The sequence below is a fragment of the Lentibacillus salicampi genome (assembly GCF_004565465.1).
Classification (GTDB): domain Bacteria; phylum Bacillota; class Bacilli; order Bacillales; family Amphibacillaceae; genus Lentibacillus; species Lentibacillus salicampi.
Genome location: NZ_SRHY01000004.1, coordinates 48563 through 67041, shown reverse-complemented (window position 1 = coordinate 67041; position 18479 = coordinate 48563). Strand labels below are relative to the sequence as shown.

Sequence of the window (18479 nt, the reverse complement as noted above, 5' to 3'; positions counted from 1 at the left end):
CTTAACTTTCCCCGGAAACATCCGGTTCCCTTGATCCGTCATGAAGCCACTTAAACGCTTCATCCCGGTAATGGATGTATTCATCTTTCTCTAGTATCCGCTCGCCATAGACCACTTCATCAAATACGAATGCAAGCTGATGAAACGAGTCCGCCAGTTGTCTGTCCACCTGTTGCAACTCGGTCAAATATTCCCAGTTTGTTTTCCAATTACGCGCCTTAAGCCTTCCTGTCTCATGAAAATAAAGCAAGAGCGATAGGAACGTATGCCGAACAGCATCTGTATAATTTTCGGATTCCTCCTGCTTACGTGCTGCCTCAAGATGATCGGTAAACGCCCATTTTGCTTCATTCAGCGACTGCAATGGTTTATATTCGGTAAACCCACGGCTTCTACGTGAACGACGGACACGCTGAAAAACCACCATTCCAATAAGGATAAGAACAGCAGCAATGACGACAAACAGAACCAAGTCGGCAAAACCGCTGGACGGCTCCAATCCGGAAAATAATTCAGCTAATTGCTCACCAATCCAGTTGGTCAAACGATCCCACCAAATTTGAAGAAAATTCCGGTCGTCCTCATAGTACATTTGATATTCGTTTTGATCTAAAATTTCCTGCAGTTGTTTCGCTGCTTTGTCTGCATTTGCGATTAAGATCACCACCCAGCTTGGCTATACATGCCTGCACTACTTTTTATCGCCGGCATTCTGATAGTCCTCAATCATATCCTTTAAGTCATCGCCGCCTTGCCGGATTTTCAAGTCAAAATAAATGATGGCATACCCAACCATAAATATCGTCGTTGTGAACAGCGTTACTAGATTAATAATAATCGAGTAGAGCACACTATTGCCAAGGATTGCGATGGCGATGGATTCAACTGCTATGCTGATGGCTAAAAATATCAGAAAAAAGATAATATAGATTCCAAATACTTTCCAGCTGTTTTGACGAGTCAGATGCCAGCTTCTCGAAAGCCCTGGTATGTTATTTTCAAAAACGGCTGTTCCCAGATAAAAGCTCCAGCGTGACAGAAAATAAGCCGCCGTTAAGCCCACAGCCAATAAAAGAATAATCGTTACGGCGATACCGGAAACTGGATCAGCAAAAATACTCAGAAAGCCGATAATTGTAATGGCAACCGTCGGGATAAAGATCATCGCAAACAAGATGACTCCAAATAGTAAACTTCCGCCTAAAATAAGCCAGAATTTTGAAAATGCCTGTTTCATAACACTACCGATTTTAAACGTGTCATGCTTTTTTAATTGGGAAACGGCGAATAGTACGGCAGCTTGAGCAACGGGGATGAAAACAAACGTTAAAAGTCCCACAGCCATATTCACCAAATCCTCTCCCAGTGTTGTATTGGCCGTTGCCTCAAAACCGTTCAACGTCTGTTCAAACCAATTATCACCGCTGCCGGCTTCTCTGAAGAAACTGGTGCCGGTTAATAGTAAAATGATTGATTGCAGTAAATAAAGGGGACCAATGATTGTCAGTACAATCAAAAAAAACTTTGAGAAATACTGTTTACATAACGTAAAGGCAGCATCAAGTATTTCTCCGAATCCTTTTGGTCTGTTTAGCCCATCCTTCATGTCAACTTCTCCTCCCTATCACAGTTCATGTCGATACCCTGTTAGTTTAACATTTTTTACATTAATTTCGGAAAAGTATTTTATTTAAGTCTTTTCGTAAATTTTGTTGCTCTTAACCTCGTAGTTGAGATAAACAGCGATCTTTCAACCCACCGTCCGGAATCGCTGCGGGCGGATGCTTTCCGCGGGCACGGCCTCAGCCTCCTCGCGGAAAACCGCCGCTGCGGGGTCTTCGGACACGTGCTGTTCCCGCAGGAATCACCGCCCTCCGCTCACCCGGACTAGTGAAGTGGTGTTATTTCTATCTCGACTCTTAGTCCAGTCAATAAAACCTAGCGGAGGAAATACACGGAGACTCCTGTGGGAGCAGAGGCCTAGATGAGAGCCCACAGAGCGCCGGATCGAGGAGGCTCATCAGCCGCCCACGGAAAGCGACGAGCAAAACATCCGCCGAGTTAGCTGCGAGTTGCAAGGAGTGCTGCTTCCCGCAATCACTTGCAACACGACGAGCACCAAGTGTATTTCCGTAGCGATGTCATTCCACTCAACTATTGACTTACGTCGCAGTTTATGGATTTTGTGTCAGGCAACCATTTTTTATAAAATAACCATAATGAATGTGCCCGGGCATTTATCTCTTTCCCAGGCACAGATCATTTGATGATTATTCTTATCTGTCAGTCACTCCCTGCACGATTGCAGTCACAAGCTCGGTGATTTTCACTAGTTCGTCAACCGGAATCCGCTCACCCGTTGTATGAATATCTTCATAACCGACAGCTAGATTGACAGTCGGAATGCCCAGTCCGGAAATGATATTTGCGTCACTACCACCACCACTTTTTTGCAGGTTGCTTTCAAGGCCAATTGATTTGGCTGCATCCTGGGCAACTGCCACGACGTCATCATCCGATTTTTGATTGAAACCGGGGTACATAACTTGAACATCTACTTCCGCACTACCCCCATATTCATTGGCGGCATTTTCAAAAGCCTCTTTCATTTCTGCAACCTGTTTTTCCATTTTTTCAGGAACAAGTGAACGGGCTTCGGCTAAGATGTCAACCCGATCAGGAACGATATTTGTCTGTTTCCCGCCTTCAAACCGACCGATATTTGCTGTTGTTTCATCATCAATCCGGCCTAGTGGCATTTTGGCAACCGCTTTTGCTGCAAGTGTAATCGCTGAAACACCTTTTTCAGGTGCAAGTCCAGCGTGTGCCGTTTTTCCTTTCATAACAGCATATAGCTTAGCCTGTGTCGGTGCTGCTACAACAACATCGCCGACAGCGCCGTTACTATCGATTGCGTAACCGTACTTTGCATTGATGAGTGAACCATCGATGGATTTAGCGCCAACCAGACCGGATTCCTCGCCGACGGTAATGACAAATTGGATATCACCATGCGTGATGTCTTGTTCTTTTAACGTACGGATGGTTTCCAAAATAGCAGCAAGCCCTGCTTTGTCGTCTGCGCCCAGAACCGTTGTGCCGTCGGAGACAATATAACCATCTTTGATTGATGGTTTGATACCTTTGCCAGGTACGACCGTATCCATATGGGAGGTGAAATAAATCGGATCAACACCCGCTTGATTGCCTTTTAATGTACATATTAAATTGCCGGCGCCATGACCTGTTTCCTCTTTGCTTCCGTCTTCTTTTACGTCCAGACCTAAATCCTTGAATTTTTTTGTTAACACGTCTGCCATTTCCGCTTCATAACCGGTTTCTGAGTCAATCTGAACCAGTTCAAAAAATTCGTTGATCAGCCTGTCTTGATTGATTGAAATCATTATCGATACCTCCTGAATTGATTATGGCGATGTGCCATGTATTGTTGAATATTCCCCGAACAGCCGGGAAGATTAACTGCTCAACCTTGATAAAATCGTGAACGGCTTTGCTGTTTTCCAGAAAAGCGTTCGAAGTATTATCACGTGGCTTTCTTTTTTCAGTTCCTAACAATTATTGTATGATCGCACTTGTCCAAATCGTTAATTAACGGTAAAATACAAGTCAGGCAAAGCATTTAAGGAGGACTTAAAATGGCTAAAAACCAAACCAAATCGCAAGCACCTAAAAGAAAATCAAAACGTGAACGCAGATTAAAAGTTATCATATATATTATGATTCTGGCTATGATCCTTTCGACATTAACAATGGGGCTGTCCATGTTTATATAAAGTGAAACTTCATTCAGTGGAGGTTTCCTTTCCACTCCCACTGAATGCTTGTTGAACAGAATCGGACCTTTACGGGTAGTTGATCCTCTACTTATCTTTTTCGGAGTCACCCCAATATCTTAAAACAGGGGTTTTACTACCCGTTAAGGCGGGAATAAACGGACATGTCCTTGTTTATGCAAAGTCAGATGCCGAAATTTTAAACACAGCGGGTCCACAGGATGAAAAGACTGGAGCGTATGTTATTCCGGTCTTTTTTGGGTGGTTTTTTTATCGGTCATATCACTTTTTTTGAATTTTTTCTTCAGCAGCAGATAATCCTCTATATCGTGAAGCAGGCGAAATAAATTGGCACGGGTTTCGAACTCTTCCTGTGTTTCCGGCAATTTTTCCCGGTCAAAAGTTCGACGCAGTTCTTCCAATTCATCCAAATAAAACGATGCTGTATTGCCAGGATGAACATTATCACCCAGGTTTTCAAAAAAGCGAGCTATTTTTAATGAGATGGCATCTCTGTTAGGCAGTTTGCTGACCAACGGAAGCATTCTTTCAAGTAATTCCAGCTGCTTGCCACGCATCTGAAAATAATCACGATAAGGATGCTCATTTCGCAGCAAATGGTTTTCTTTATCCAATAATACTAAATCCATAGCATCCTGTAATACTTCCTCGCAAATCCGCAGCTCTTTTCCATCCCAATTTTCGTTTTTATTGCGTATGTACAAGGCGATTTCGTTTAATATGATCTGAAAGTTATGCTCCAGCTCATCCTGTTTTTGCTTTAATTGGTTTTCCATACTCGGCATATATAGATTCAGGAGCAACGCTGTACCAATGCCGATAATAATAATTAGAAATTGTTCTGTCAAAAAAGTAAATGAAATATATTCAGCACTGTATAAATTCAAAATGATGACCGAACTGGTTGCAATTCCCGGCGTGACTTTCAACAGGACGGTTACCGGGATGAAAAATGCAAGCATAATCCCAATCACAATTGGGTGATAACCAAAAAGCTCAAAAAATACCATCGAAAATAAAGCAGCAACCACACAAGCTAAAAAACGGTGCCATGCGCTCATTACAGACCTTTTTCGGGAAGGCTGAATACACAGGATTGTTAAAATGCCTGCGGAAACAAAATTAGCCAAGCCCAAAACCTGCGCAATTGAAATGGCAATCGGTGTTCCTATAGCTGTTTTGAGGGTACGGGTGCCAATTTTCACGTTAGACTCTCCTTAAACGGTGATACAGCTAATGATTTAAAAAATGAGGCTGACCCGTTGTTGAGACAGCCCCATACTATATCATTATGCTCAGACTTCCTCACAATGATCATCGAACACTTTTTGCAGTTTGCCGACAACATCCATTGCACTGTATCCTTCTATGTCAGAACGTTCAAGCATCGTAACGATTTCGCCATCCTTCATAAATGCAAAAGATGGTGAGGAAGGTGGAAACCCTTCAAAGTATTCCCGTGCTTTATCAGTCGCTTCCTTATCCTGGCCAGCAAAGACTGTGACCAGATGATCAGGTCGTTTATCATAATGGATTGCATTGACTGCTGCAGGGCGCGCAACACCACCGGCACAGCCACAAGTTGAGTTAACCATAACTAATGTTGAGCCTTCACGATTCATTGCCTCATCAACAGAGTCTGATGTCGTTAATTCTTCATAACCTGCTTCCCGCACATCTTCCCGGGCTGCGTTGACGACATCGTTCATGAATATGTTGAAATCCATATGTGAATCCATCTCCTTTTAAATAATGATTGGTATTGCCTAAAGTCAGCTTATCAAGTTTGTTGGCCAAATTCAATTTAGAAAACTTTTAAATTAATGTCCCAGTGAGTTTATTAAAATCTGGTGATGATTGACGCCTGGCCGGTATCCTCCAGCAGATGCTCCCGGAAGCCGTAAACATATTCAGCCATTTCTAGTATAAATTGGTGGTTTCAGCATTAATAGTTTCCACAATATCTTTTACCCTTGCTAAAAATTGTCCGACAATTAATCCATCCAATACCCGGTGGTCAAGGGATAAACATAAATTCACCATATCACGCGCTGCGAACATATCCTGGATAATGACCGGGCGTTTGACGATCGATTCGACCTGTAAGATAGCCGCCTGCGGATGATTGATGACCCCCATGGACTGTACAGAGCCAAAAGACCCAGTATTGTTGACCGTAAACGTCCCGCCTTGCATGTCTTTTGATGTCAATTTCCCGGAACGCGCCCGTGCTGCCAGATCATGAATATCCCCGGCGATGCCTTTAATACTTTTTTCATCTGCATTTTTAATAACCGGTACAAACAGTTCATTGTCTTTTGCTACCGCGATGGACAGATTGATGTCTTTATGCTGAATGATTTTATCTCCTGCCCATGTACTGTTCAACTGCGGGAATTCTTTCAATGCCCTGGCCACAGCTTTTACAAAGAATGCAAAGTATGTCAGACTGTACCCCTCATGTTGTTTAAATTCGTCTTTCATCTGATTGCGGTAACTGACCAAATCCGTCACATCTGCCTCAACCGCCATCCAAGCGTGAGGTATTTCCTGAGTGGATTTCGCCATATTTTGGGCGATTGCCTTCCTGACGCCTGTAACCGGAACTTCGATATCACCTGTTTGAGCTGCCACAGGTGACTGCGTAGGCCGCGGTGATGCTGACTGTGCGGTTTCTTTCACACTGCCCGTATCGGCTGCTGGTTCCGGCTTGTCACCGGAAGCAATCAACTTTTCGATATCTTTTCGCGTGATGCGGCCACCTCTGCCTGAACCATTCACCTGCTGCAAATCGATATCATTTTCCTGTGCAAGCTTCATAACAGCAGGCGAGTAGCGTTTTTTCATAGACTGGTCGGTAGAAGTCTCTGATTTTGTTTCATCCTGTTTTTCTTCCGTTTGATCAGATGGTCCGGAATCATCACTGGACGGTTCGCCTTCTGCATCGATATAGCACATGAGATCGCCAACCTGAACGGTGTCCCCTTCCTGTGCAGCCAGCTCCTTGATAACACCTGTAAATGACGACGGCACTTCAGCGTTGACTTTATCCGTCATGACTTCTGCAATTGGATCGTATTTGTTAATTTTATCACCTGGGCCAACCAACCAGGAGCTGATCGTACCTTCCGTGACACTTTCTCCCAGTTGCGGCATGTTGATTTTTTCGGCTGCCATCCTGCAATTCCCTCCCTAATTTGAGATTAAAATTCTGCTAATTCGCGAATGGCCCGTTCGACTTTATCCGGGTTGATCATAAAATTCTTTTCCATCGTTGGTGAAAATGGCATGGCTGGTATATCAGGTCCCGCAAGACGCTGGATTGGGGAATCAAGGTCAAATAGGCAGTTTTCTGCAATAATCGCTGCCACTTCCCCAATAATACTGCCTTCTTTATTATCCTCAGTAATCAGCAGTACTTTTCCTGTTTTCTGGGCTGCTTCAATAATCGCTTCCTGATCGAGCGGGTAGACCGTACGCAAATCAAGAATGTGTGTATCGATTCCTTCTTCTTCCAGTTTCTCGGCGGCCTGCAGCGCAAAATGGACGGATAAGCCATACGTGATAACTGTCACATCAGAACCTTCTCGTTTCACATCCGCTTTACCGATTGGCAGGACATAATCCTCTTCCGGAACTTCACTTTTTAACAGCCGGTATGCTCGTTTGTGTTCGAAAAATAGAACCGGATCGTTGTCGCGGATAGACGCTTTTAAAAGTCCTTTCACATCATATGGTGTGGATGGCATGACGATTTTTAATCCGGGCTGGTTCGCAAACAGAGCCTCGACTGATTGCGAATGATATAAGGCACCATGCACACCGCCACCGAAGGGCGCTCGTATCGTCATTGGCACGTTCCAGTCGTTATTGGAGCGATAGCGCATTTTGGCAGCCTCAGAAATGATTTGGTTAACAGCCGGCATAATGAAATCGGCAAACTGCATTTCCGCAACGGGACGCAACCCATACATGGCAGCACCTATTCCGACTCCTGCAATAGCCGACTCCGCGAGAGGTGTATCAAGGACGCGATCATCGCCGAATGCATCATGCAAGCCTTTGGTGGCACCGAATACACCGCCTTTTTTTCCAACATCCTCCCCTAAAATAAATACCTTTTCATCACGTTGCATTTCTTCTTGTAACGCAGCCGTAACTGCTTGAATATATGACATGACTGGCATGACAAATTCCCCCTACTCTTCATAGACGTATTGATATGCAGACTCTGGTTCAGGATACGCGGCTTTTTCCGCGTAATCAGTCGCCTCATTAACCGTCGCATCGATTTCACTGCGAATCGTTTGTTCCTGGTCGTCTGTCATAATGCCAGCTTCTTTTAAATAAGCAGCAAATGAGATAATCGCATCGTTTTTCTTTGCTTCTTCCACTTCAGCACTTTCCCGGTATTGCCGGTCGTCATCATCGCTTGAATGGGCGGTAAACCGGTACGATACAGCCTCAATCAATGTCGGTCCTTCACCATTGATGGCACGTTCTCTTGCCTTTTTAACTTCCTCGTATACTGCCAGTGGGTCATTGCCGTCGACCGTCACACCTGGCATGCCATAGCTTGAAGCGCGATCGGACACATTTTTGCCTGCAATTTGTTTATCCAGCGGGACAGAGATGGCATATTTATTATTTTCGACCATCGTTATGACAGGCAGTTTATGAACGCCGGCAAAGTTCAGACCTTCATGAAAATCACCTTGGTTTGATGAGCCTTCACCTAATGTTACAAACGATGCAAAATCTTTCTTTTCCATTTTAGCTGCCAGCGCAATACCCACAGCATGCGGCAACTGTGTTGTCACTGGTGAGGATTGGCTTAAAATCCGATTTTTCTTTTGCCCGAAGTGACTTGGCATTTGTCTACCACCGGAATTGGGGTCTTCAGCCTTTGCAAACGCCGAAAGCATCAATTCTTTAGCCGTCATCCCGAATGCCAGGACAACTCCCAGATCCCTGTAATAAGGTGCAGTATAGTCTGCATTCCGGTCGAGCGCAAATGAGGCACCTATCTGAGAGGCCTCTTGACCCTGACATGAAATGACGAACGGGATTTTTCCGGCACGGTTCAACAGCCACATCCGCTCGTCAATTTTACGGGCTAAGACCATGTGCCTGTATATGTCTACTGCCTGTTCATCCGTTAAACCTAATGATTGATGGCGATTTTGTGCCATTTACGTTCCCTCCCCTTTATACGAAAGATAAGTTATTATCCGTGTATCTGATTACCTTCAACAGCCATTGCTGCTTCACCCATCACTTCCGAAAGTGTCGGGTGCGGGTGCACACTGTGCGCCATTTCCCAGGGTGTGGCGTCAAGCACTTTAGCTAGGCCAGCTTCTGATATCATATCGGTAACATGCGGTCCGACCATATGTACACCAAGTAAATCGTCTGTGTCTTTATCGGCAATTATTTTAACAAAGCCATCAGCTTCACCATGGACTAACGCTTTTCCGATCGCCTGGAATGGAAATTTGCCGATTTTGACGTCAAAGCCTTGCCCGGCCGCCTGTTTTTCGGTCAGTCCAACACTGGCAGCTTCAGGATTGGAATAAATACAAGATGGAATCGTGTCATAATTCAACGGAAGTGGGTTTTCATTTGCCATATGTTCCACTGCTACAATACCTTCGTGTGATGCAACATGTGCCAGCTGCATACCACCGATCACATCCCCGATTGCATAGATTTGGGATTCTTTGGTTTGGTAAAATTCATTTGTCTGAATTACACCTTTATCAACGATGATATCTGTATTTTGCAGTCCGATATTGGATGTGAAAGCTTCACGGCCGACGGAAACAAGCATTCTTTCAGCTGAAAATGTCTTGTTTGTGTTATTGATTTCAGCTTCTACTTGCACACCACTATCTCTTTGCAGAGTATCCGGCATGACTTTAGCACCCTTGACAAAGTGGACGCCTTTCTTCTTCAGCTGCTTTTCAATTTCTTTTGCAACAGCTTCATCCTCTGTCGGCAAAATATGATCCAGGTATTCAATTACCGTTACATCAACACCGAAATCGGAAAGCATTGACGCCCATTCGACACCAATCACTCCGCCGCCAACAATCATGATGGAAGATGGTAATGTTTCCATTTGCAGTGCTTCATCAGAACTCATGATGATCTCCCCATCCATTTCAAGGCCTGGGAGTGACTTTGGTTTAGAACCCGTAGCAATCAGCACGTTTTTGGGTACCAGCATGGTATTTTCATCACCATTTGCATATTCGATTGATATCGTACCTGGCATCGGCGAGAAAATACTGGGACCCAGTATGCGACCGAACCCTTCGTACACATCGATTTTACCTTTTTTCATAAGTCCTTGTACACCTTGGTGCAGTGTTGTGATAATTCGGTTTTTACGTTCCTGCACTTTCGGAAAATTTAACGTGACACCATCAGTCTCCACTCCAAATTCGTTTGCTTCCTTTGTTTGTTTAAACACTTCAGCACTCCGGAGCAGCGATTTGGACGGGATACAGCCGCGATGCAAACAGGTTCCGCCAAGCTCGCCTTTTTCAACAATAGCCACTTGCATTCCCAATTGTGATGCACGTATTGCCGCTACATAGCCACCTGTCCCTCCTCCAAGTACCACTAAATCATATTCTTTTGACATTAACTGCATTCTCCTCTCCATTTGGTTTGCATGGACATATTTTGCGGATTATCTTGCCTCACTACCCGTCTCGTTTCGTTTACCGCCTGCTTAATGAATGATGCCCATTCATTAAAAATTGGCTCCGTGATGCACTGAGAGATTGAATGCGTTCCTCAGCCATGCGATCAGCGGCAATATAGGCCGGTATATGATCACGTCTGGAGATTTCAAACACTTGCATTAAATTATCATAAATGGTTTCCACTTGTTTCATCGCCCTTTGGTGATGATAGCCATTTAATTCATCCGCAACATTAATGACGCCACCTGAATTAATCACATAATCCGGTGCGTAAACAATCCCCATTTCGTGGATCCGGTCACCGTGTTCATTCGTTTTCAGCTGGTTGTTCGCTGAGCCGGCGATGACTTTTGCTTTCAATTGCGGAATGGTGTCGTCATTTATGGTTGCACCAAGCGCACATGGTGCATAGATATCACAATTGACACTATAAATCTCATCTGGACCGACTGCCTCGGCATCGAATGCATCCACCACACGTTTGACAGCAGCTTCGTTGATGTCTGTGACAATGATACGGGCGCCTTCTGCATGCAATTGTTCACACAAAGCGTAAGCCACGTTGCCCGCACCTTGTACTGCAACCGTTTTGCCTTCAAGTGACGCACTGCCGAATGCTTCCATTGCTGCTGCTTTCATCCCTTTATAAATACCATAGCCGGTCACCGGTGACGGGTTACCTGATGAGCCTGATTCACTAGAGGTGCCTGTCACAAAGTCTGTCTCCATATGAATCAAATCCATATCATGTTCATCAGTACCGACATCTTCTGCAGTAATATATCGGCCGTTCAAACTTTGAATATACCTTCCGAAAGCGCGGAACATTTCCGGGTTTTTATCCTTTTTCGGATCACCAATAATGACGGTTTTACCGCCTCCAAGGTTCAAACCCGCAGCGGCATTTTTATAGGTCATGCCTTTGGCTAGTCTCAGCGCATCCTCAATTGCATCTGCTTCGGAATCATATGTCCACATGCGAGTTCCGCCAAGAGCTGGTCCGAGTGTTGTATCGTGGATAGCAATAATCGCTTTTAATCCAGAGTTTTTATCCTGGCAAAACACCAGCTGCTCATAATCATATTCTTCCATATAGCTAAACATTTCCATTGTTATTTCCCCCTTAATCAATCTAATCAACGTTATTTAGAACTCATTCATCTATATGCAAAAACCGTGCCAACCCTTTTATTTTGTAAGCGCTTTATCCGCGCATTTTGAAGGGATGCATAAATTTGCACTATGAAAACTTTTGCGTGCTGTTTTTTTCAATACGATACTTTTCAAGTTTATAATAAAGGCTGCGGATCGAAATATTAAGATGCTTGGCAACATGCGTTTTATTATAATGATACGCATGCAAAACATCCGTAATATATTGTTTTTCATACTGTTCCATAGCGGTTTGCAATGTTTGATTTTTGACACTGTCTTTACTCAGCCGTTGAGGCGATTCTCTATAAGGCATCAATGCAGGAATATGTTCCTTTTGGATCACTTCCTCATTTAGACCGATATAGATCATTGCCCGTCCAACGATATTTTCCAATTCTCGGACATTCCCCGGCCAGTCATAATCTTTTAAATAAGCGGTGGCGCGATCGTCAATGGATTTCACGTTTCTTCCATAATCCTGATTAATTTTTTGAATAAGATCATCAATCAGTTCCGGTAAATCCCCTTTCCGTTCTTTAAGCGATGGAATATAAATCGGCAGCCGGTTCAAACGATAGTACAAATCTTCCCGGAACGTTTTGTTCATAATCGCTTTCTCAAGATTAATATTGGTTGCTGTAATCACCCGTGCATCAATCGCGATGGGCGTGGTTCCGCCAACACGGATTATTTCGCCCTCCTGCAGCACACGCAGCAACTTTGCCTGCATATGAAGCGAAAGTTCGCCAATCTCATCAAGAAAAATACTCCCTCTGTTTGCCTCTTCAAATAACCCTTTTTTGCCACCCTGTTTTGCGCCTGTGAAAGCACCTTCCACATAACCGAACAACTCGCTTTCCAAAATACTTTCGGCAATCGCTGCACAATTGACACGGATAAATTTATTATGCTTACGGTCACTTTCATTATGAATGGCATGTGCAAACAATTCTTTCCCTGTACCAGAGTCACCGCGTAAAAGAACCGTTGCAGGCGTCCTAGCACCGACTTTGGCCTGTTCGAGGGCTATTTGCATTTCTTCTGACGAGCCGATAATATCATCAAATGTATATTTTGCTTCAAGGTTACGAATAATCTGGCGGGCGCGTTTCAGTTCGCTTGTTAACGACTGAATTTCGGATACATCATGTAGAACACCTACACTCCCTTTTATCTTCCCGTCGACGATAACAGGTGCCACATTAACCAGTACATCCTTTTTAGCCGGTCCTACTTTCATATGAACTCTGCGTACTGCACGGCGCGTCCCGAGTACTTTCATATGCATGCTTTCACCTTCTGAAATGTCCACACTGGCGGGTTTGCCAATAATGTCCGATTCCCTGAAACCGGTGATACGTGTATAAGCTGGGTTAATCATAATGCCAGTTCCGTTCTCATCAACAACAGAAATGGCTTCATCTGACGACTGGATAATCGCTTCAAGCATTGTTTTAATTTCCTTCAGATCTGTAACTTCTTCGGCGAGATTCATGACTTCCGTAATATCTTTAAAAACGGCGAAAGCTCCAAGTACTTCTTCGTCAGCATTGATGATGGGAATTCTGGTCGTTATAATTTTTTTGTCATTTTCCAGAATGAGCCGTTGATTGACTTCTTTTCTCCGGCTCCGCAGTACGTCGGGAAGTCTTGTGTCCGTAATGACATGCCTGATATCTTGTCCAACGAACTGTTCTTTGGTAATGCCGACAATCCGTTCGGCACTTTTATTAATGAACTGGACTACTTCCTGATCGTTTACAACAATCATACCGTCATGAATATTATTAAGAATTAACGTCTGATTATTTGTTTGTAGCTTTAATCGCTCCAGCAATTCTTCTTTTTCTTCCATTAATTCCGAAATGATGCAGGCGACACTGCCTGGAATAACGACTGTCTTCCTGCTGCACATTTCAAGCAATTGTGCCAGTACATGATCGTTGCCGGTCGCTTCAATAATAATATCAATTCTGCCATTCACCCAATTGTCATAATTGGTACCGGTGGGGATCCCATAGTGTTCGGCAGCTTGTAATCCCCTGGCACGAGGGTTAACATCCACGATCCCCACAACATTCATTTTTTCCGTATTATGTAAAATCTCCAGCAGTGCACTTCCGCCTTTTCCCGCCCCCACAATCAGCACACGTTTCATGTCATCCCATCCTTGCAATAATTTGCATGATTCAAGGATACGCTATTGTGCACATTTAAGCAAATATGCTGTCATACAAATATCCAGTTACTAGTTCATATTTTCCTTTAACTTTGCTATACTTGGATGAGCCTGTTTTACTTATAACGATAGAACGTATAAGCTATGGGTAACCTTATAAGAAAAAACTACTCATTCACTAAAGAACGAGTGAATGCAGGTTTTTTTAAAGAGGATATTCAAAAAGGGGAAAACCACAATTGATGCGTATGATTGCAGTGCTAATGTTGCTTATACCGGGATTTATATCCGCTTTTGGCATTAAATTGATGCGTGATGCATTGTTTAATGATTTTTACGCTATTTTTTTTCATATAAGCGTCCAATTTATTGCAGGTTTTTTGTTGTTTCTGGGCGGGATTGCATTTATTGGCGGTTTTATTGTATACCGTGACAGAAAAAAACATAAGAACAAGCGCAAATGATCACATGATCCTTAACAATTTAACCAACGGAGAGGTGTCACATGAAAGTAGTAAAATTCGGGGGAAGTTCTGTAGCAAATGACGAACAAATTAAAAAAGTCGGTTCCATCGTTGCGGATGATAGCGACCGTAAATTTGTAGTCGTATCAGCTCCTGGAAAACGGTTTAAAGATGATGTGAAGATAACCGACCTTTTAATCGAGCTGAGCGATCTTGCTCTTAGAAACAAATCGTTTGATAAAAAATTAACAGAAATTATGGAGCGTTTTTCAGAAATAACGAGTGAGCTCAATCTTTCACAGGTGATTCTCACTGACATTAAACAATCCATACAAAGTACATTAAGCAGCGAAATGTCTGATCGAGCAAAAGCAGATGAGCTGAAATCAATTGGTGAGGATAGTAGCGCTAAAATTGTGAGTGCACATTTAAAAACGATTGGACTGAACGCCCAGTACGTCAATCCCAAAGAAGCGGGCATCATCGTTAGCAATGAACCAGGTAATGCACAAGTACTGCCGGAAAGTTTTGCAAAATTATACAACATGCGGCAGAGGGATGGCATAATTGTCATACCCGGATTTTTTGGTTTTACACAAGAGGGACAGTTAATGACGTTTCCTAGAGGTGGATCAGATATTACCGGATCAATCGTTGCCGCAGGTGTTCAAGCGGATTTATATGAGAATTTCACAGATGTCGATTCAGTTTATGTGGTCGATCCACGAATGGTCGAAAACCCGGAAAAGGTTACGGAGCTGACATATAAGGAAATGCGTGAACTATCCTATTCCGGTTTTGGCGTATTTCATGATGAAGCCCTTATGCCCGCTTTTCAGAGAGAAATACCTGTTTGCATCAAAAACACGAATAACCCTCAAAGCCCCGGCACCATGATTGTTTCGGAAAAAGACCAGCAATCCCGATGTGTCGTCGGTATTGCTTCTGATACAGGATTTTCAAATTTATACGTCAGTAAATATCTGATGAACCGGGAATTAGGGTTTGGACGCAGACTACTGCAAATTCTAGAAGAAGAAGGCATTTCATTTGAACATGCGCCGTCAGGAATTGATAATATGTCTGTTATCATCCGTGACAATCAGCTGACTGCCGAGAAAGAAATAAACGTCATCAATCGTATTAAACAGGAATTAAATCCTGAAACCATATCCATCGATTATGGTTTTGCAATGGTCATGGTGGTCGGAGAAGGCATGATGAATGCAGTTGGAATTGCCGAAAAGTCAACGGCTGCCTTTGCCGAAGCCAATATTAGCATCGAAATGATCAATCAGGGATCGTCTGAAGTATCCGTCATGTTCGGTATCCGGAAAGATAAACTGGATTTGGCTGTCAAATCGCTGTATCATAAATTTTTTGAGTAAAGAACCAGCTGGGACAAAACTCAACTAATGAATTAAAAAGTTTAGCATGTGTTAACCATCGCTCCTGAAAAGTACTTCGCTAACATATCCCTATAAAATAAAAATCCGAACAGATTCTAAATTTCTCTAAGGAATTTTAAATCATGGTTCGGATTTTTATTTTGATGCTGTACTTTTGTCGGCATCAAACAGCCGCTCAAGTGTCACGTATCTTTCATTTGAAATTAACTCGCCTTATGTTCCAGCCGCAGCCGATCGGCGACCATGGCGATGAATTCGGAATTGGTCGGTTTTGCTTTGGAAATATTGACAGTATAGCCAAACAACGCTGAAATGGATTCAACATTCCCACGGCTCCAGGCAACTTCAATCGCATGTCGTATCGCCCGCTCCACACGGGAAGCCGTTGTATTAAACTTTTTAGCAATATCAGGATATAATACCTTGGTAATCGATCCTAACAGTTCAATATCATTATAAACCATTGTAATGGCCTCTCTTAAGTACATGTAACCCTTTATATGTGCTGGCACGCCGATTTCATGAATAATATTGGTAATGCTTGCTTCCAAATCCTTTTTCCTGCGTTCTTTGCTGCCGGATTTTTTCGGTGCTGCCCGTTTCACCGTGTTTGTACCTTGCACCTGGCGGACCTGCTCCGCTAAATTATCCAGTTCAAATGGTTTCAAAATAAAGTAAGATGCCCCTAAATCAACCGCTTTTTTCATGACTTCTTCCTGTCCGAAAGCGGTCAGCATAATCACGTTTGGATCATGGCTTCTTCCTTCTTCGCGTATCGTATTTAAAACGCCTAATCCATCAATATGTGGCATAATAATGTCCAATACAAGTACGTCCGGCTCCAATTCATCGAGCATATCCAGACATTCCCGTCCATTATAGGCTATCCCGATTACTTCAATATCCTCCTGTCCCTCAAAGTACTCCTCCATTAATTGAACGAGTTCCCTATTATCATCCACTAAGCAAACTGAAATTTTTTCCACGTCAAGTTCCTCCTTTAATTCGAGCTTTCTCCACGTAATGTATTCGACACAAGTTCCAAATATCCTTTTTTTAATTGAAAAACTTTATATTTTTTTATACATGCTTAATTTTGCGCTTATTTACTTTAAATATCGATATATTTTGATAAAATATGACAGGATTTTTCACCGATTGTCGAAAAATCTTTATCAAAATTCATTATAGCATAGTGATCTTACAGTTTGGCGTTTAACAAATAAAAAAAGCGCGGGGCGCCTTGTTCACCCCCGAAAAGCTTAAGCAAGAATTTGTAGTGGCGGATTTTACCACGTAAAATTATTGCTTAAGACCTCGAGGGGGTAGGCGCTGGAGCTGGACATGGCTCTGTCAAAAAATGACTTGCTGTAGAACTTTTCTACAACAAGTCATTTTGAGTTCCTAGCTGGCCTCTTTTTGATCCGCGCTGTCTTTTATTTCGATACCTGTTTCCTGGAGCATCCATTCAATATGAACACCATAACCGCTTGTCGGATCATTAACAAAAACATGTGTTACGGCCCCAATAACTTTCCCATCCTGGATAATCGGGCTGCCACTCATTCCCTGGACGATCCCACCGGTTTTATTCAAAAGTTCGTCATCTGTAACTTGGATGACCATTCCTTTTTTGGCCGGAACCTTTTGTGGTACACTGCTTACGACTTTGACATCAAATTCTTCAACTTCTTCTCCGTCAAGAACGGTTAAAATTTTTGCTGGTCCTTCTTTGACCTCATGTGACAATGCGATCGGCATTGGTTCATCATATTTGCCATTCGATATTTTTTTGTTTAATTGCCCGAAAACACCAAAGGGACTATTTTTACTTATGGTCCCGATCTTTTTATCATTAACGGAAAATTTTGCCTGCTTCTCACCTGGCGTTCCATGATTGCCTTTTTCAATCGATGTTACATTTGAACGTACAATTGAGCCGTTATGGATTTCAATCGGTTTTTGTGTATCCATATCGGAAATGACGTGACCAAGCGCTCCATAATTTTTGGTTTCCGGGTCGTAAAACGTCATGGTTCCAATCCCTGCTGCTGAATCACGGATATATAATCCAATCCGATATTCCTCCTCATTATTATCTTTAATCGGATCCAATGTCGTTTCAATGGTTTCATTATCGCGTTTCAGCGTTATATCCAATGGTTTATTTTCTTTTCCGGCCTCTTCTACAAATGGCTTCACATCTTTCATTTCTTTAACTTTCTCCCCGTTTATTTCTAAAATGACATCACCCACTTGAATATTTGCATCCTCACCAGGTGATATCATGCCATCTTCTCCCTCAATTTGATGATGACCGACAACAAGTACTCCGAGTGTATGAAGCTGCACTCCAATGGATTGTCCCCCTGGTACGACTCTAATATCTTCCAGTACTGATACATCCACTTTCTTGATCGGGAGACCGGCAGCCTGATAAATCAGTTCACTATTTCCGGTTTCTTTTGCATAAAACTCTGTTGAATCAATTGCCTGCAAACTTTTGTCGGAAGAAGCAACCGACACATTATTGCCAAGTGCAGGTATATCGATTGGTTCTGATGCATTATCAAAAGCCACAACCTGATTAGGAATGGAAAGGTAATGGTTAACTGGTGCAATAAAAGGTACTGCCAGAACGGTTATCAAGAGCAGTATCCCTGTTAATAGCCTCATTTTCCGATGATCTTTCACCCGATTCACTCTCCTCATCCTAACCCCACACCATTTAATTTTTTCTCTCT

General features: G+C 43.0%; 16 protein-coding genes. 3 read left to right on the top strand and 13 right to left on the bottom strand.

All coding sequences use genetic code 11. The features are described 5' to 3' along the window. Nucleotide 1: 1 nt before the first annotated feature. From E4U82_RS05075 to E4U82_RS05065, 3 genes are all read right to left on the bottom strand, one after another. Nucleotides 2–667, bottom strand: coding sequence for a DUF4129 domain-containing protein (locus E4U82_RS05075; RefSeq protein ID WP_135108990.1), 666 nt, complete (start codon nucleotides 665–667; stop codon nucleotides 2–4). A 24-nt stretch (nucleotides 668–691) separates the two neighbouring features. After that, entirely contained in the window at nucleotides 692–1606 is a 915-nt protein-coding gene (locus tag E4U82_RS05070; protein WP_135108989.1) for a hypothetical protein, read from the bottom strand. A 670-nt stretch (nucleotides 1607–2276) separates the two neighbouring features. Beyond that, nucleotides 2277–3404 (bottom strand): M20/M25/M40 family metallo-hydrolase, encoded by a 1128-nt coding sequence (locus E4U82_RS05065; protein WP_135108988.1) that lies wholly within the window; start codon nucleotides 3402–3404, stop codon nucleotides 2277–2279. A 252-nt stretch (nucleotides 3405–3656) separates the two neighbouring features. On the opposite strand from E4U82_RS05065, the gene prli42 reads away from it, so the two are divergent. After that, nucleotides 3657–3794, top strand: a complete 138-nt coding sequence (prli42, locus tag E4U82_RS19800) for a stressosome-associated protein Prli42 (protein WP_167751333.1) — start codon at nucleotides 3657–3659, stop codon at nucleotides 3792–3794. A 242-nt stretch (nucleotides 3795–4036) separates the two neighbouring features. Here prli42 and E4U82_RS05060 read toward each other — a convergent pair whose 3' ends face one another. The 8 genes from E4U82_RS05060 to E4U82_RS05025 all read right to left on the bottom strand — a co-directional run bounded on the left by E4U82_RS05060 (nucleotide 4037) and on the right by E4U82_RS05025 (nucleotide 13841). Next, a complete protein-coding gene (locus E4U82_RS05060; protein WP_135108987.1) occupies nucleotides 4037–5020 on the bottom strand; it encodes an aromatic acid exporter family protein in 984 nt (327 codons plus the stop codon). A 90-nt stretch (nucleotides 5021–5110) separates the two neighbouring features. After that, entirely contained in the window at nucleotides 5111–5542 is a 432-nt protein-coding gene (locus E4U82_RS05055) for a BrxA/BrxB family bacilliredoxin (RefSeq protein WP_135108986.1), read from the bottom strand. A gap of 193 nt (nucleotides 5543–5735) precedes the next feature. After that, on the bottom strand, nucleotides 5736–6992 hold the full coding sequence (locus tag E4U82_RS05050; protein ID WP_135108985.1) for a dihydrolipoamide acetyltransferase family protein: 1257 nt from the start codon (nucleotides 6990–6992) through the stop codon (nucleotides 5736–5738). Nucleotides 6993–7018: 26 nt separating this feature from the next. Then, the gene (locus tag E4U82_RS05045; RefSeq protein ID WP_135108984.1) at nucleotides 7019–8002 is read right to left on the bottom strand and encodes an alpha-ketoacid dehydrogenase subunit beta; all 984 of its coding nucleotides are present in this window, start codon (nucleotides 8000–8002) and stop codon (nucleotides 7019–7021) included. Between the two features lie 12 nt (nucleotides 8003–8014). Next, nucleotides 8015–9007, bottom strand: coding sequence for a thiamine pyrophosphate-dependent dehydrogenase E1 component subunit alpha (locus E4U82_RS05040; protein WP_135108983.1), 993 nt, complete (start codon nucleotides 9005–9007; stop codon nucleotides 8015–8017). Between the two features lie 35 nt (nucleotides 9008–9042). Next, on the bottom strand, nucleotides 9043–10464 hold the full coding sequence (gene lpdA / locus E4U82_RS05035) for a dihydrolipoyl dehydrogenase (protein ID WP_135108982.1): 1422 nt from the start codon (nucleotides 10462–10464) through the stop codon (nucleotides 9043–9045). A gap of 79 nt (nucleotides 10465–10543) precedes the next feature. Continuing rightward, nucleotides 10544–11638, bottom strand: a complete 1095-nt coding sequence (locus tag E4U82_RS05030) for a Leu/Phe/Val dehydrogenase (RefSeq protein WP_135108981.1) — start codon at nucleotides 11636–11638, stop codon at nucleotides 10544–10546. 130 nt (nucleotides 11639–11768) lie between these two features. Then, nucleotides 11769–13841, bottom strand: a complete 2073-nt coding sequence (locus E4U82_RS05025; protein WP_135108980.1) for a sigma 54-interacting transcriptional regulator — start codon at nucleotides 13839–13841, stop codon at nucleotides 11769–11771. A gap of 260 nt (nucleotides 13842–14101) precedes the next feature. Here E4U82_RS05025 and E4U82_RS05020 point away from each other — a divergent pair, with 260 nt between their 5' ends. Further along, a complete protein-coding gene (locus E4U82_RS05020; RefSeq protein WP_135108979.1) occupies nucleotides 14102–14326 on the top strand; it encodes a DUF2627 domain-containing protein in 225 nt (74 codons plus the stop codon). Nucleotides 14327–14367: 41 nt separating this feature from the next. After that, nucleotides 14368–15714, top strand: a complete 1347-nt coding sequence (locus E4U82_RS05015; RefSeq protein WP_135108978.1) for an aspartate kinase — start codon at nucleotides 14368–14370, stop codon at nucleotides 15712–15714. A 224-nt stretch (nucleotides 15715–15938) separates the two neighbouring features. Here E4U82_RS05015 and spo0A read toward each other — a convergent pair whose 3' ends face one another. Together spo0A and spoIVB are read right to left on the bottom strand one after the other, a co-directional pair. Further along, a complete protein-coding gene (gene spo0A, locus E4U82_RS05010) occupies nucleotides 15939–16721 on the bottom strand; it encodes a sporulation transcription factor Spo0A (protein WP_135108977.1) in 783 nt (260 codons plus the stop codon). A 418-nt stretch (nucleotides 16722–17139) separates the two neighbouring features. Further along, entirely contained in the window at nucleotides 17140–18429 is a 1290-nt protein-coding gene (gene spoIVB, locus E4U82_RS05005; RefSeq protein WP_245183524.1) for a SpoIVB peptidase, read from the bottom strand. Nucleotides 18430–18479 lie beyond the last annotated feature (50 nt).